The organism is Parasedimentitalea marina, assembly GCF_004006175.1.
In the GTDB taxonomy this organism is placed as follows: Bacteria; Pseudomonadota; Alphaproteobacteria; order Rhodobacterales; family Rhodobacteraceae; genus Parasedimentitalea; species Parasedimentitalea marina.
Genome location: NZ_CP033219.1, coordinates 3,175,698 through 3,189,744, shown reverse-complemented (window position 1 = coordinate 3,189,744; position 14,047 = coordinate 3,175,698). Strand labels below are relative to the sequence as shown.

General features: G+C 57.7%; 16 protein-coding genes. 11 read left to right on the top strand and 5 right to left on the bottom strand.

What is annotated here, in order from left to right; genetic code table 11:
* Positions 1-33 precede the first annotated feature (33 nt).
* The 5 genes from meaB (at position 34) to EBB79_RS15370 (ending at position 3,279) form a co-directional block, all read left to right on the top strand.
* Positions 34-1,011: a methylmalonyl Co-A mutase-associated GTPase MeaB gene (meaB, locus tag EBB79_RS15390; RefSeq protein ID WP_127749715.1), complete on the top strand. Its 978-nt coding sequence runs from the start codon at positions 34-36 to the stop codon at positions 1,009-1,011.
* 283 nt (positions 1,012-1,294) lie between these two features.
* Positions 1,295-1,588 carry a 50S ribosomal protein L28 gene (gene rpmB / locus EBB79_RS15385; protein ID WP_127749714.1) on the top strand — a complete coding sequence of 98 codons (294 nt, stop codon included), beginning with the start codon at positions 1,295-1,297 and terminating at the stop codon, positions 1,586-1,588.
* 144 nt (positions 1,589-1,732) lie between these two features.
* The gene (locus EBB79_RS15380) at positions 1,733-2,071 is read left to right on the top strand and encodes a hypothetical protein (RefSeq protein ID WP_127749713.1); all 339 of its coding nucleotides are present in this window, start codon (positions 1,733-1,735) and stop codon (positions 2,069-2,071) included.
* Positions 2,072-2,128: 57 nt separating this feature from the next.
* Positions 2,129-2,599, top strand: a complete 471-nt coding sequence (locus EBB79_RS15375; protein ID WP_127749712.1) for a copper chaperone PCu(A)C — start codon at positions 2,129-2,131, stop codon at positions 2,597-2,599.
* 227 nt (positions 2,600-2,826) lie between these two features.
* Entirely contained in the window at positions 2,827-3,279 is a 453-nt protein-coding gene (locus tag EBB79_RS15370; RefSeq protein WP_127749711.1) for a low molecular weight protein-tyrosine-phosphatase, read from the top strand.
* A 99-nt stretch (positions 3,280-3,378) separates the two neighbouring features.
* Here EBB79_RS15370 and EBB79_RS15365 read toward each other — a convergent pair whose 3' ends face one another.
* From EBB79_RS15365 to EBB79_RS24480, 4 genes are all read right to left on the bottom strand, one after another.
* Positions 3,379-4,344, bottom strand: a complete 966-nt coding sequence (locus EBB79_RS15365) for a LysR family transcriptional regulator (RefSeq protein WP_127749710.1) — start codon at positions 4,342-4,344, stop codon at positions 3,379-3,381.
* A gap of 217 nt (positions 4,345-4,561) precedes the next feature.
* Complete coding sequence (locus tag EBB79_RS15360) at positions 4,562-4,873, bottom strand: hypothetical protein (RefSeq protein ID WP_127749709.1); 312 nt, start codon at positions 4,871-4,873, stop codon at positions 4,562-4,564.
* A gap of 219 nt (positions 4,874-5,092) precedes the next feature.
* Positions 5,093-5,275 (bottom strand): hypothetical protein, encoded by a 183-nt coding sequence (locus tag EBB79_RS15355; RefSeq protein WP_127749708.1) that lies wholly within the window; start codon positions 5,273-5,275, stop codon positions 5,093-5,095.
* 450 nt (positions 5,276-5,725) lie between these two features.
* Complete coding sequence (locus EBB79_RS24480; RefSeq protein WP_164860829.1) at positions 5,726-6,901, bottom strand: hypothetical protein; 1,176 nt, start codon at positions 6,899-6,901, stop codon at positions 5,726-5,728.
* A gap of 86 nt (positions 6,902-6,987) precedes the next feature.
* Between EBB79_RS24480 and lepA the strand changes: the two genes are divergently transcribed.
* Positions 6,988-8,787 carry a translation elongation factor 4 gene (gene lepA / locus EBB79_RS15340; protein WP_127749706.1) on the top strand — a complete coding sequence of 600 codons (1,800 nt, stop codon included), beginning with the start codon at positions 6,988-6,990 and terminating at the stop codon, positions 8,785-8,787.
* 474 nt (positions 8,788-9,261) lie between these two features.
* On the opposite strand, the gene EBB79_RS15335 is transcribed toward lepA, so the two are convergent.
* Positions 9,262-9,399, bottom strand: a complete 138-nt coding sequence (locus tag EBB79_RS15335; protein WP_127749705.1) for an entericidin A/B family lipoprotein — start codon at positions 9,397-9,399, stop codon at positions 9,262-9,264.
* A 188-nt stretch (positions 9,400-9,587) separates the two neighbouring features.
* On the opposite strand from EBB79_RS15335, the gene EBB79_RS15330 reads away from it, so the two are divergent.
* The 5 genes from EBB79_RS15330 to EBB79_RS15310 all read left to right on the top strand — a co-directional run bounded on the left by EBB79_RS15330 (position 9,588) and on the right by EBB79_RS15310 (position 14,037).
* Complete coding sequence (locus tag EBB79_RS15330; protein ID WP_238704926.1) at positions 9,588-9,860, top strand: TraR/DksA family transcriptional regulator; 273 nt, start codon at positions 9,588-9,590, stop codon at positions 9,858-9,860.
* 70 nt (positions 9,861-9,930) lie between these two features.
* Positions 9,931-10,440 carry a PhnA domain-containing protein gene (locus tag EBB79_RS15325; RefSeq protein ID WP_127749703.1) on the top strand — a complete coding sequence of 170 codons (510 nt, stop codon included), beginning with the start codon at positions 9,931-9,933 and terminating at the stop codon, positions 10,438-10,440.
* A gap of 102 nt (positions 10,441-10,542) precedes the next feature.
* The gene (locus EBB79_RS15320; protein WP_127749702.1) at positions 10,543-11,196 is read left to right on the top strand and encodes a protein-L-isoaspartate O-methyltransferase family protein; all 654 of its coding nucleotides are present in this window, start codon (positions 10,543-10,545) and stop codon (positions 11,194-11,196) included.
* A gap of 140 nt (positions 11,197-11,336) precedes the next feature.
* Positions 11,337-12,755, top strand: a complete 1,419-nt coding sequence (locus EBB79_RS15315) for a TolC family outer membrane protein (protein WP_127749701.1) — start codon at positions 11,337-11,339, stop codon at positions 12,753-12,755.
* Positions 12,756-12,831: 76 nt separating this feature from the next.
* The gene (locus EBB79_RS15310) at positions 12,832-14,037 is read left to right on the top strand and encodes a hypothetical protein (RefSeq protein ID WP_127749700.1); all 1,206 of its coding nucleotides are present in this window, start codon (positions 12,832-12,834) and stop codon (positions 14,035-14,037) included.
* Positions 14,038-14,047 lie beyond the last annotated feature (10 nt).

Genomic DNA, 14,047 nt, shown 5'->3' with positions numbered 1-14,047 from the left:
GCGTCAAACATGCGGTCAAACACGGGAGTAGCCATGGACATCGACGAGCTCAGCCAAAAGATCTTGAACCGCGACCGCCGTGCCCTGGCGCGCGCCATCACGCTGGTTGAAAGTCAACGCAGCGATCACCGGGCGCAGGCCACAGAGCTGCTGGGCACACTGGCCAAACATCGCCGCCAGGCGCTGCGTATCGGGCTGTCAGGCACGCCGGGGGTGGGCAAATCCACCTTTATCGAAAGCTTTGGACTGATGTTGACGGCGCAGGGGCTGCGGGTTGCGGTGCTGGCGGTTGATCCCAGCTCGGCGCGCTCGGGCGGCTCTATCCTGGGTGACAAAACCCGGATGGAGCGTCTGAGCCGGGATCCAAATGCCTATATTAGGCCCTCTCCCAGTCAGACCCATCTGGGCGGCGTGGCACGGCGCACCCGTGAAGCGGTGGCCCTGTGCGAGGCCGCTGATTTTGATGTGGTGCTGATCGAAACCGTGGGAGTTGGCCAATCTGAAACGGTGGTGGCCGAGCTTTCGGACCTGTTTTTGTTGCTGCTGGCCCCGGCTGGCGGGGATGAGCTGCAGGGTGTCAAACGCGGTATCATGGAAATTGCCGATGTGATTCTGGTCAACAAGGCCGACGGCGATCTGAAATCCGCTGCAACCCGCACCTGTGCTGACTATTCCGGCGCCCTGCGGTTGCTGCGCAAACGTGAACAGGACCCTCCCGGATATCCCAAGGCGATGATGGTGTCGGCGCTGGAGGATCAGGGGCTGGAACACGCTTGGGACAGTTTGCAACAGCTTAACAATTGGCGCCGCGAGCAGGGGCACTGGGATCAGCGCCGGGCCGATCAGGCCCGCTATTGGTTTGTCCAAGAGGTGCGTCAGGCGCTGCTGGCGCAACTGGACAGTCCACAGGCCCGTGCCCATATGACGCAATTGGGGGACAGTGTTGCCATGGGTGATCAGGGCATCACCCATGCGGCCCAGCTGATGCTAGCGAATCTGACGCAGACTTAATCCCGACCGGGGTCTGTTATTTGGCCTGAAATACGCTTGGCACAGGCATGGTCGCACCGGGGCGAACCTGTTATAAAGCCAGTCTGCGGGCATGAATGGCACCATTGCAGGGCAGGCTCTCTTTTATCCCATGGCCGGGGCAGGAAATCATCGTCAGGTGGCTTGACCCCACCAGTGATTCCTCCTAAATGCATCCAACCAGTTTTGGGTGTCGCCATTGGCCACGCCCCTTGAGATTTTGGCTGCGGGATATCCCGGGCCTCCAGAAACGAAGGATGAACCCATGTCGCGCCGTTGCGAATTGACCGGAAAAGGCCCGATGACGGGTAACAACGTAAGCCACGCCAAAAACCGTACACGTCGTCGGTTTCTGCCGAACCTGAATGATGTGACCCTGCAGTCCGAGACTCTGGGCCGTGGCGTTAAGCTGAAGATCTCAGCTGCGGCACTGCGCACTGTTGATCACCGTGGTGGTCTGGACGCGTTCCTGGTCAAAGCCAAAGACGATGAGCTGTCGGTTGGCGCTCTGAAGGTGAAAAAAGAGATCGCCAAAGCAACAGCTGCTGCCGAGGCCTGATCCGTTCACCGGATTAAAGAATTCACGCCCAGCATGAGTGATCATGCTGGGCGTATTTCGTTGTTGCGTCAGCACAAACTGCGACGACTTTGACTCTTGCAGGCTGCGGTTTCAGCAGCCTATCTTGCGGCGATGAAACGGCATATGCGTTCATATCTGACCCTGCTTCTGGTCCTGGCCGTCACCCTGACCGCCCATAGCGCTGGCGCTATGCGAGGGATGCGGGATGCCGCTGGACAGATAGTAATCTGCACAGGTACAGGCCCGGTGGTAATCTATGTGGATGCCGATGGCCAACCCGCCCGGGCACCTGAAAACTGTCCTGATTGCATAATGCTAGGCATGGATGCACTGGCGCCACCGGTGCACATGCAACTGGCCATGCGGGGGCCACGGGGCAAAGCACAGCTCTTGGTTTCAGACCGCATCCAATCGCGTATGCCGCTACGGGCCTGCGCCCGCGCGCCGCCCTTTGTCTGCTGATTCTTCCCGACTTAAGATTCCAAAAAATCAGACCTCAGACTAAAGAGAGAGACTGTCATGTCCTTCAAATTCGTTGTTATCGCCGCCGTTTCATCATTTGCACTGGCTGGCGTGGCTTTTGCCGACATGTCCACAATGATAGTGGATGATGCCTATGCTCGGGCCTCAAATAAAATGGCCGGTGCTGCCTTTATGGCGGTGATGAACCGCACCGGCGAGGATGACCGGCTGATCTCTGTCAGCTCAGAAATTGCCAAACGCACCGAGTTGCATACACATATGGATATGGGTGACGGCGTCATGAAAATGAGCCACGTCGAAGACGGCTTTGCTATTGCAGCAGGCGAAACCCATATGTTGCAACGCGGCGGCGACCACGTGATGTTTATGGGGCTGACCCAAGAGTTGAAGCAGGGAGATACCATCAGCCTGACACTGACGTTTGAAAAGGCTGGTGATGTGACTGTCGACGTGCCGGTCGATCTGGAGCGTAAACCCGCTGCAGGTGGCGCGAAGCACAGCAACTAAAGCCCAGGCGGGGCGCGGCGTCCGACGGCGCTGCCGCCCTCCTTCGCGCCCGGCCAGCCCAATGGGGCCGGCTTGGCGGTTGCGCTTTTGGGTAACGTTAACTGTTGTCTGCAGGAGATGGTATAGCTAGGGCTATCTATTGTTGGATGTTTGGGCCAGATTATTAGTCGGTCAATTGACCTTATTTTGAGGTCTGTTCACACCGTGCAACTCTGGATGAGGCGCTTATGACCCAAAAGATCCTATTTGTTTGTTTGGGCAATATCTGCCGTTCACCTGCGGCGGAAGGAATGTTTCGACATTTGGCGCCTGAGTTTGAAACTGACAGTGCAGGGACTGCCGGCTGGCACTTGGGAAAGCCTCCTTATCAGGCGATGCAGACGGCAATAAAGGCGCGGGGATTGGACATTTCAGATCTGCGCGCGCGCCAGTTTTGTCCGCAAGATTTTGACCGGTTTGACGTGATCATTTTGATGGACAGCGAAAACCAGCTCAACGTTGAAGTCCAGCGGCCGACTGGCAACCAAACACCGGTGTCTTTATTTACGGATTTCATCAGTGAGGCTGGGATGGATCACGTGCCTGACCCCTATTATACCCGCGACTTTGACGGCTGTTTGGACCTGTTGGAACAGGCCGCGCGCGGGCTTCTGTTGGCGTTGGTCCCACCCGTTTCGTAGGGCAAGTGTGTCATCGGGTAATGACCGGGGCAAAGTTGTGGGACTTGGTCGGGCGGTTCAGTATGTAAACCAGCCTGGAGCCGCACCTGACCCAGACTGCTATTCTTTGATGACCTGCAGTTGCCCAGCCAGCCAGGGCAGTTGGCTGACGGCCGGGGAAATAATCTGGCTTTGCACGAGGTGGCGCATGGTCTGGGCGACATCGCGGGGCACGCGATCAGCCCAGTCGGAGGCAGCAAAAAGCGAAATGTTGCGTGAGAAAGTGCCAAACGGTAGCGCAAATGCGTCGATTTGAGTATGGAAACGGGCCGCCCGCATATAGCCCAGCGGTGTTGTCACCGCCCAGCCAATGCGACGTGCAACCATGGCCATAAGCGCCAGATGTGAACCGATCTCGAACCGTTCTTCAAACACCAGTTTCTGGCGCGCCAGATGGGCTTCGATTTGCTGCGAGATCAACTGCTCTCGACCGTAACGCAGCATTGGCATTTCGTTCAGCAAGTCGCCCTGGCTGGTGGGATCCGTCAGGAACCCCTTGGGGGCAACCAGAATAAACGGATCACGCACCAGAGGGTATTCGGCGATTTCTTCACGCATCTCTCCGGTGCTGGCAGCCACTGCGATGTGCAATTCCCGCGCAGCCATTGCACGGCTGATATCATGACTGGAGGCGGTGATCATCTTGAACCGGCATTGGGTCAGACTGTCCGCCAGAATAGTCGCCAGACGGGGGGTGAGGTCGTTGTCGAAGTCATCGATCAGCCCAATCGACAGCGTCGTCAGATGGGTCAGATCCATCACGGTCAACTCGCTCTGCGCCAATCGCAGCTCTGATAAGACGACTTCGGTTCGGCTCAAAAAGCTGCGGCCAGCGGTTGTCATCAGCATTGGGCGACGGCTGTGATCGACCAAATCAGATCCCAGAGCTTTTTCAAGATTCCGCAGTTGTTGGCTCACAGCCGGCTGACTCAGCCCGGTCAATTCTGCGGTTTGTGCGACGGATCCGGTTTTGGCCAGAGCCTCAAAAACTTCCAGCCCTCGCAGGGTGACCCCCTTCATTAACATCTGCCACGCTCCTGTTTTACCGAACCGTTTTGTTAAACTCTGTGGCCATAGGGTCAAGAGATAAATCCGCCCAAAGGCGATAGGTTGGCGTGGAGCGCGTCTTAAAGGTGAGCAATTTACTGAAATTGTGGTTATGGATATCGCGGGTCAGGAAATTGCTGCGTCAGTTTCGAAATCAGTGGGCTCTGTGCTTGCCTGCACTCCTAATATGTTCGGGTTAGCTGCAGGTCCGCGCCGCGCGGTCGCCAAAGGCTTTGTAACGCCGCCACAATTGTTCATCACTGCTGCGGCTGGATTGACGCACAACTTGCGCCTGATGCGGATCGTCGAACCATTTGGCGACGGTCTTGCGCTCCGAACGCGACAGGCTGGTGTTGGCGACTTGCTGGATACAGCTGCACATGGACCGAGAGGCCGCCGTGCGGTCGGCCTGCCGACAGGCGCGCTCAATCAGGCCAGCCTGAGCCGGAAGGGGGGCTGCTACATAAAAGGTTCCCGCACAGAGTGCCGCGGTCAAGATTCTTTTCATCACTGTCACTCACCCTAGCTTGGCGGATCTTAAGGTCCGTACATCGGCGCACTATGGCGCAAGCCCGCCAGAGGGGCAATCATGGTAAACAAGCCAAGGGGAGTTGAGCAGGATGTTGCCGGAACCCTGGGTGATGATCGGACCTGGACCTAAGAATGGTCTGAAGGCCGGCCGGGCCATCACGGCAGGACCATCACGACAAGACAGGGCACATGAAGGCTACGACTGGTTCGGCCCCCGCATAGACCGGATCGCTCGCCGGATCGCCTGCCAATCGCGGGCTTTCTCTGGGCTTTTGGCCAATTCGCATTCGTGCATCTTACGGGCGGCTTCCGCCTCGGCCTTGTCGCCATGTGCACTGTATAAGGCACGGGCATATTCGGCTGTCTGCATGGCATTCATGGGTTTGTCCTCCGCTTGTTGCAAATCTCCGTTCGCGTGCGTGACAGGAGTATACAGTATTTCGGACTGAAATGCAGCAGTGGGGGTATGGCCGATGTGTATGGATGAATTCAAAGAGCCCTCACGATGGGAGCGAGACACGTCTCAAAAGCGATCCGGGGATTATTCCAGGGTCAAGCAAGCAGAGTCTTGGGCGTGTCATCATAAGTGCCGTAATCGGAAAACAGAGCTGAGGGCCGCGTCTGACCTTGGGAAGGTGCAAAGGCCTTCCCGCGGGGAAGGTCAAGCGCGGCCCGGTCTGGCGACTGGACGAAGGGGATTTCACCAGTACTTGCCAGATATCTTTGACCGGCGGCACCGCCGGTCAGCGCCCGACCCTCCCCACGGGAGGGCGCTTCTCGCCCACCCTGGGTCAGGCGCTGACCTTTGTTGTGAAGTCACCGGTTTCTGCTATCCGCCCGCAAGTGACTTAAAAACGTCCAAGATCGCTTTGGGTAAGCTATGTACGGTTTCGTTTTGTGCTGCCGTGGTTACAGTGAAATAGGCAATTAGGGCCGTGGTCCCCACTATTCCAAGCGTTTCACAGCCTTTGGTGAAGATGATATCCGCTTTAGCGCCAAGGTATTTCGCTGCGCGGACAAAGAAAACCTGAAACCAGTCCGCAAACGCATTCAGCTTGTCAATTGAGGGCGTTGGGCTGTCGATCTCGTTTTCCAGCTCCTCAACCCGTTGCCAGATCTGCGAAAGGTCGGTCTGAAAGGCTATGTCTTCTGGATCATTCAAAGGCGGGCCGCCGTTGTCGCCGATCTTTGGCGTGGCGGTGATCTGTTGCAGGGAAAGGAGCTGCTCTTTGAGCTGTTTGACTTCTTGCTCAAGGTTGAACTTCGCGCGGATGCGTTCGATCTCCCTGGCAACCGCCTCAGCCCCTTGGTCCCAAACGGCATCATCAATCAACGCCACCTGCAATTGCAGATCCCATTCCATCGGAGTACCGGTCAGCATGCCCTGATACCACTGCCGCCAAAATGCCCAAGTTTCGTCAGGGTCAGGACGCGCGGAAAAACTCTCCCAGAACTCCAATAAGTGCCCAATGTGGTTTGTCTCAGGCCATAATGGGGATGCGAACAGATCTGCGTGTAATCCGTTTGTCCCAGCAGTGGCGTCAGTAAACACGGCGGAGAGGGCGGCGGAAACGGAGTCCGATTTGGCAGCTGAGCGGATTGCGATGAGGGCAGCGGTGTGGGCGTCGGAGCGGCCGGCGGAGTCGGCGGAATGGGCGGCGGATTCGGCGGCGGATTCGGCGGCGGAGCCAGCGGTGCGGGCGGAGAGGGCGGAGAGGGCAGCGGAGAGGGCGGCGGAGCGGGCGGAACGGGCAGCGGATTTGACCTGTGTCATAACGGTCGTTGGACAAGTGCTCGCAACCCCCGTTATAAGCGTCGCCCTGAAGCAAGACAAAAGCAAACCCTTGCCGCTGATGATCGCAAAGCCTTGATCCACAACACGCATTGCAGCAGGTAGACTACGCAGCACCGCACGCGCCGCAATCGCCCGGCTCATCCTCGGATCCTGCGTCTTCAGCCAGCTTTCCAGCTGCCCTAAATCCTCAATCTCGTCAAAATCCGCCAAACCAATGTGCCTTTAGATCAAATAACCTGTCCCGCACCCTACACGCCCGCTTGACCAGCACAAGATTCCCAACCATATCCCAACTCATGACCGAACTGTCCAAAATCCGCAATTTCTCGATCGTGGCGCATATTGACCACGGCAAATCCACCCTTGCTGACCGGCTCATCCAAGAGACCGGCACGGTGGCTGGCCGTGATATGAAAGCGCAGCTGCTCGACAGCATGGATATCGAGCGCGAGCGCGGTATTACCATCAAGGCCAACACGGTGCGCATCGACTACACCGCCGACGACGGGCAGAACTATGTTCTGAACCTGATCGACACCCCCGGCCACGTCGATTTCGCCTACGAAGTCTCCCGCTCCATGCGTGCGGTCGAAGGCTCGTTGCTGGTGGTCGACAGCAGCCAAGGGGTCGAGGCGCAGACCCTGGCCAATGTCTATCACGCGATGGAGGCCGACCACGAGATCGTGCCGATCCTGAACAAGATCGACCTGCCGGCCTCGGACTGTGACCGGGTTGCGGAACAGATCGAAGACGTCATCGGCATCGAGGCCACAGGCGCCATACAGGTCAGTGCTAAAACCGGGCAGGGCATCCACGAAACGCTGGAAGCCATCGTGACGGATCTGCCCGCCCCAACCGGCACCCGCGATGCGCCGCTCAAGGCGATGCTGGTTGACAGTTGGTACGACAGCTATCTGGGCGTGATCGTTCTGGTCCGCATCATCGATGGCGAATTGAAAAAGGGCATGCGCGTCAAGTTCATGTCCAACGACACCCTGCACAGCGTTGACCGCATCGGCGTGTTCCGTCCTGAGATGGAAACCATCGACGTGTTGGGCCCGGGCGAGATCGGATTTCTGACCGCCTCGATCAAGCAGGTGCGCGACACCCGTGTGGGCGACACCATCACCAACGACCGTCAGGGCTGTGAAACCGCACTGGATGGCTTTAAACCCGCCCAGCCGGTGGTGTTCTGTGGCTTGTTCCCGGTGGACAGTGCTGAATTCGAAGATCTGCGCGGCGCCATCGACAAACTGGCTCTCAACGATGCCTCCTTCACCTTTGAGATGGAGACTTCGGCGGCGCTGGGCTTTGGCTTCCGCTGCGGCTTCCTTGGCTTGTTGCACCTGGAAGTGGTGCGTGACCGGATCGAGCGTGAATATAACATCGACCTGATCACCACAGCGCCGTCGGTGGTCTATCACGTCTATATGCGCGACGGCACCATGGTCGAGCTGCACAACCCCGCCGACATGCCGGATCTGACCCATGTGGACCACCTGGAAGAGCCGCGCATCAAGGCGACAATTCTGGTGCCCGATGAATACCTGGGCGACGTGCTGAAACTGTGTCAGGACCGTCGCGGGTTGCAGATGGATCTGACCTATGCCGGCAGCCGTGCGATGGCGGTCTATGACCTGCCGTTGAACGAGGTGGTGTTTGACTTTTACGACAGGCTGAAGTCGGTGACCAAGGGCTATGCCTCGTTCGACTATCAGATGACCGACTACCGCGAGGATAATCTGGTCAAGATGTCGATCCTGGTCAACGACGAGCCTGTGGATGCGCTGTCGATGATGGTTCACCGCGACCGCGCTGACGCCCGTGGCCGTGCCATGGTGGAAAAGCTGAAAGACCTGATCCCGCGCCACATGTTCAAGATCCCGATCCAGGCAGCCATTGGCGGCAAAGTGATCGCTCGCGAGACCCTGTCAGCCCTGCGCAAGGACGTCACGGCCAAGTGTTACGGCGGCGACGCCAGCCGTAAGCGCAAGCTGCTGGACAAGCAGAAAAAGGGTAAGAAAAAGATGCGCCAATTTGGTAAGGTGGATATCCCACAAGAGGCATTTATTTCCGCACTTAAGATGGACAGCTAAAGCTGACAATTTTGCAAGGCGAATGGGTGGCAGCAATCAGCGCAGTCAAACGCGTACCCACACCCTAGTTGTCTGTGGGCCGTTGCCCCAAGCGCCACGGTCTTTCAAGACCAACCACAATCGCATCACCTATAATCGTCGGCGGGGCAGCAGCTCCGCCGTATTCAGTTAGGTAATTCCCCTCCAAACCCTCGAACCCTGCGGCACGCGGCGCCGCGCTCGACCCTCACCCCCGCGAGGGCGCTGTGCACCCAGCCAGGGTCAGGCGCTACCCTTTGCGCTGTCATCTGGACCGTGCGGCGTGGTTCTGCAGCTCATACGTCACTCTCCTGATAGGAGAGTGCACTTACTAATTTTCACTCGTGCAGACGGCGGCGTCTAATCCACAGTCCGTGAGCGCAAAACAAGACGACCCGTTTGCGAACTGCCCGACAAACGGATCACTCTTGCATAATGTCTGGCGGCGTCGATTCCTTAAAATGAGTCCTGAACGTCCTGTGCAGCTCCGCTAATTGCACTGCCGGCTTTGGAAATATCTTTGCCCGCACCCTTGGTGGTCTCGCAGGCAGTCAGGCTAAGCAGGGCCAGGCCCAGGGCGAAAATTCTGGTCATAGTGGTCTCCGTGTTTGATCTTGCACGGATCTACCAGCATTCCCCGGATATCACCAGATCTGCCGTCGCGCGCGGTTTTCCCGCCCAAATGGACTCCTCATATCCAGCGAGTTTAACACAGCACATTAAAGAACTAATATTCTAGTAAGGCCGCCAAACGGCGAAAATTTGATATGGGAGCGATGCAGGTGAATTTTGCCGCACGCAGAAACACGCTGGAGAATAAGCGAAAAAGACTGACCGGGATGGCACCTGACGGGGCGCCCTCGACGTTGAGTGCGCGGCGCTGCGGAGAGCGGCTGCCACATTTTGAAGTTGATGAATTGCGCCAGATCGATGTGGCGCTGGCCCGCCTGCATGAGGGTAGTTATGGGTTCTGTCAGATCTGTGGCGATGACATCGCTGAGGAGCGGCTTGATAAATTGCCCGCCACACCCTTTTGCCAGCGCTGCGCCGACTAATTGCATTGCTTTCCTTTGTCCAGCACGTGACTTATAGCTGCTCTGACCCTTGATTTCCGGAGCTTTCCCAATGTCCTGTGCCCTATGTTCTGCGGATGTGCCGCTGTCTGACTATCCCGTCGCAGGCGGTCCTGATGGCGCGTCTGCTGCAGTTTGCAGCACCTGCCTGTCGCAGATCGAGGGCGAGCTGGAAGTCAATCACTGGCGCTGCCTGTCCTCGTCGATGTGGTCCGAGGATGTGGCCGTTCAGGTCCTGGCGGCGCGCCTTTTGACCCGGTTGTCGGATCAGGACTGGGCCCGCGACCTGAGTGATCAGTTGTGGCTGGAGGACGAGACCCGCGCCTGGGCCGAAAATGTCGCCGCGGCCAGTCAACACAAAGATAGCAATGGTGTAACGCTCAACCAGGGCGATAGTGTGGTGCTGATCAAGGATCTGGTGGTCAAAGGGGCAGGGTTTACCGCCAAGCGCGGCACTGCCGTGCGCAGTATTTCGCTGGTCGCAGACAACCCCGAACACATCGAAGGCCGGGTCGAGGGGCAGCGGATCGTGATTTTGACCCAGTTTGTGAAAAAGAAATAGGCCACGACGTCAGGGACACGCAATTTCCCGATCGCCCCGTTGCCGCGCCTGCGGGGATGTGGCACAACCCATAACAACCGACTGAACAGATGAGTTTAGCACATGACTGACTTTGCCGAACGCCGCCGCATGATGGTTGATACTCAGGTCCGCCCGTCGGACGTGACCAAGTATCCTATTATCCAAGCCATGCTGACCGTGCCGCGTGAGAATTTTGTAGCTGGCGCGCAGCGGGAAGCGGCCTATTCCGACCAGAATATCGATCTGGGACAGGGCCGAACTTTGCTTGAGCCACGTACTTTGGGCAAAATCCTGGATGCGGTGGATGTTCAGAGTGACGAACTGGTGTTGGATGTCGCCTGTGGTATGGGCTATTCATCCGCCGTTGTCGCCCGCATGGCGCAGATGGTGATCGCGGTCGAAGGCGACGAGGACCTTGCAGCCGAGGCTCAGACACAACTCAGCGAGATCGGTGCTGACAATGCCATCGTGCATGTCGCTGCCCCGCATGAGGGCGCTGCTGAACACGGCCCCTATGATGTCATCCTGGTGCAGGGTGGCGTCGAGGATCTTCCGCAAACGCTGTTGGATCAGTTGAAAGATGGCGGCCGAATTGCTGCCATTTTCATGACGGGTGCCCTTGGACAGGTCAAAGTCGGGTATAAGACCGGTGACCAGATTTCATGGCGGTTTGCTTTCAACGCAGGCGCGCCGGTTATTCCGGGTTTCGCAGCGACCAAAGAATTTGCGCTCTGACCCCATTTGGGGCAGCGTTTGACTTGCAGTCTTGTGCTGTGATGACCAGATTAGTGCTCTGCGCCCTGCGGCCATTTGTGACCGGGGCCAGAGTTCAATAAAATGAGCTGGGACAGCTCGGGGAAAATGGGGCGGCATAAATGCGCAAAATGATTTCAAAAGGATTTTTCAAGAATTTTGTTTTCGCGGGCGGGTTTGTGGCTGTTGCTGTCGTTCCCAAAGTCGCGCTGGCGGACAATATCACCGACGCCATGATCGGTGCTTATCAAACCAGCGGTTTGCTGGAACAGAATCGGGCTCTGTTGCGGGCGACGGATGAAAATGTAGCGATTGCAGTTGCACAGCTGCGTCCGGTGATCACCTGGACCCTCACAGCTTCGCAGTCCTTTAGCCGCGCTAACACCGGGTTTGGGGTTTCTCAAGCCAGCAGTGATGCCCTGTCCACCGGCCTTAACCTGCAATGGTTGCTGTTTGACGGTGGCGCATCACTACTTGACCAGCGGGCCGCGCAAGAGACGGTTCTGGCCACCCGGCAGTCGCTGCTTAACATCGAGCAGCAGGTTATGTTCAATGCGGTGCAGGCCTATGTGAATGTCCTGCTGCAGCAAGATACAGTATCGCTGCGCGGCAACAACTTGCGGCTGCTGCGCGAAGAACAAAAGGCGGCGCAGGACCGGTTTGAAGTTGGTGAAGTGACCCGGACGGATGTGGCCCTGGCGCAAAGTCGGGTTGCAGGCGCTCAGGCCAGCCTGACCGAAAGCCGGGGCGACCTGTTGACCGCTCAGGCGGTCTATATCGAGGTGGTTGGCCATGCTCCGGGTGGTCTTGCGGGGCAGCCCAGCCTGCCACAGCGGGCGAAATCATTGCAAACGGCCCAATCGATTGCCGCGCGCAACCATCCGTCCCTGCTGGCACAGCAACACGCGGTGAAAGCGGCAGACCTGTCGGCGCAAAGCACTGCTAAGTCGTTAGGCCCAAGCGTGTCATTCAGCGCCAGCGCAGCCTATTCCGAACCTTGGGATAACACCGGTGGGACTGATACCTCCAGCACCAGTCTAACATTGTCGCAGCCCATTTACGCCGGCGGCGCGCTTGCGGCCAGCACTCGGGCCAGTGTCGCGCGCGTGGACGCAGAAAAAGGTGCTTTGATCTCCGTTCAGCGCTCCGTCGCGCAGATTGTCAGCCAGGCCTATGTTGTGCTTGAAACCTCACGCGCCAGCCTGGTGTCCTCAAACGAGCGGGTGCGCGCCGCACAGGTTGCCTTTGACGGAATTCGTGAAGAGGCCACACTGGGTGCACGGACAACACTGGATGTCTTGCAGTCCGAGCAGGAGCTTTTGGATGCTCAAACCTCGCGGGTTCAGGCCCGGGCCAATCAGGTCATTGCGGCCTTTGGGTTGCTCAGCGCGCAGGGTCTGCTGACTGCCGAACATTTGGGGTTGGCTGTCGAAATTTACGATCCGACGCTGTATTACAATCTGGTCAAAGATGCGCCTGCGCATGTCAGCCAGCGCAGTAAGGATCTGGATCGCGTGATGAAGGCCTTAGGAAAGAATTAACAATTCGTTCTATCGGTTGTGTGAAAAAACTAATGCAGTTACACTTCGTTTAAGAGGCGAAAGTGTAGAGTGTGTTATGTCCGAACCAGTAACTCATGCCGAGATAGAGGATGTGCTGTCATCAATTCGCCGCTTGGTGAGCGAAGACGACCGTGGGCCTCTCATTCCTGCCAAACCTGCGCCCGCTGCAAAGCCAGCGCCGCGTTTGGTCCTGACGCCATCCCTACGGGTGGCGGATGCACCTGCGGATGCAGTCGCTATGGACGAACCTGAGCCCGAACAGGCCGAGACTGCTCAGGTCGAATCGGCAACGGATGCGGATACACAAGTCGAAGACGCTCAGACTCAGGACAATCCGACCGAAGACAGTACGGCGAGCCAAACCCAGGCTCAGCTGGACCAATCTCCCGGCATAAGCGAATCGGAAAATTGGGACACAGCGGTTCCCGAGATACCCAAGGCAGCAGCCGAGGTCAGTTCTGTTCAGCTGGATACTCAGCCCGAGGTGCAGGAAAACGCAGATAATGGCGCGCAGGACGACCCGCAAGGTGAAGATACTGTTCTACTGCAAACCGCGGTCGAGTCCTTTCAAGAGGACCAACCGGCAGAGCCCACTCAGGTGAACGACGCACCTTGGCAAAATCCTGACGCGACCTTGTTTGCCGCAGCGGGGGTGACAGAAACCAGTTCCGCCACCATGGCGGCGGCTGATACACCGGATGAAACCAAATCTACCGTGAGTTTCGCCGAGAAAATCGCGGCTCTGGAAGCCGCTATTGGTCAGGCGGACGAACAATGGGAACCGGAAGGTGACACCGGTGAAGACAATTCCGGCACAGCGGTTGAAACGCTGGCTTGGGAAGATCTCGAAGACGAGCTGGATGATGTGACAGCCTTCAATGCAGCTGGCACGGTCGACCTTGACGACAGCAGCCCATCACAGGTCGATATTACCCCTGACCTTGACCAGGATGACTTTGACCAGGCTACGATTGATCAGGCCGCGAATGATCAGGCTGCGCAAGAACGGGCCACCTATGATCGGCCTGAGGATGACATGTTGGACGCCGCCCATCTGGCCGAACAAGCCGTCGCCGATGAAGTCCTGGGCGGGATCTCCACGGATGAGGCCGTGATGGATGAAGAATCGCTGCGTGAGCTGGTCGCCGACATTGTTCGCGAAGAGTTGCAGGGGGCTTTGGGTGAACGGATCACCCGCAACGTGCGCAAACTGGTCCGCCGCGAGATCCAGCGTGCTCTTGCCGTGCAGGACCTGGGCTGAGCCCTGACAT

Excerpts from the sequence above, each read along its gene's own strand:
- EBB79_RS15375 (WP_127749712.1), top strand. The coding sequence starts at position 2,129 with ATGTCCTTCAAATTCGTTGTTATCGCCGCCGTTTCATCATTTGCACTG.
- EBB79_RS15310 (WP_127749700.1), top strand. The coding sequence starts at position 12,832 with ATGTCCGAACCAGTAACTCATGCCGAGATAGAGGATGTGCTGTCATCA.
- EBB79_RS15380 (WP_127749713.1), top strand. The coding sequence starts at position 1,733 with ATGCGTTCATATCTGACCCTGCTTCTGGTCCTGGCCGTCACCCTGACC.
- EBB79_RS15360 (WP_127749709.1), bottom strand. The coding sequence starts at position 4,873 with ATGAAAAGAATCTTGACCGCGGCACTCTGTGCGGGAACCTTTTATGTA.
- EBB79_RS15315 (WP_127749701.1), top strand. The coding sequence starts at position 11,337 with ATGCGCAAAATGATTTCAAAAGGATTTTTCAAGAATTTTGTTTTCGCG.
- meaB (WP_127749715.1), top strand. The coding sequence starts at position 34 with ATGGACATCGACGAGCTCAGCCAAAAGATCTTGAACCGCGACCGCCGT.
- lepA (WP_127749706.1), top strand. The coding sequence starts at position 6,988 with ATGACCGAACTGTCCAAAATCCGCAATTTCTCGATCGTGGCGCATATT.
- EBB79_RS15320 (WP_127749702.1), top strand. The coding sequence starts at position 10,543 with ATGACTGACTTTGCCGAACGCCGCCGCATGATGGTTGATACTCAGGTC.
- EBB79_RS15355 (WP_127749708.1), bottom strand. The coding sequence starts at position 5,275 with ATGAATGCCATGCAGACAGCCGAATATGCCCGTGCCTTATACAGTGCA.
- EBB79_RS15370 (WP_127749711.1), top strand. The coding sequence starts at position 2,827 with ATGACCCAAAAGATCCTATTTGTTTGTTTGGGCAATATCTGCCGTTCA.
- EBB79_RS15325 (WP_127749703.1), top strand. The coding sequence starts at position 9,931 with ATGTCCTGTGCCCTATGTTCTGCGGATGTGCCGCTGTCTGACTATCCC.
- rpmB (WP_127749714.1), top strand. The coding sequence starts at position 1,295 with ATGTCGCGCCGTTGCGAATTGACCGGAAAAGGCCCGATGACGGGTAAC.
- EBB79_RS15335 (WP_127749705.1), bottom strand. The coding sequence starts at position 9,399 with ATGACCAGAATTTTCGCCCTGGGCCTGGCCCTGCTTAGCCTGACTGCC.
- EBB79_RS15365 (WP_127749710.1), bottom strand. The coding sequence starts at position 4,344 with ATGTTAATGAAGGGGGTCACCCTGCGAGGGCTGGAAGTTTTTGAGGCT.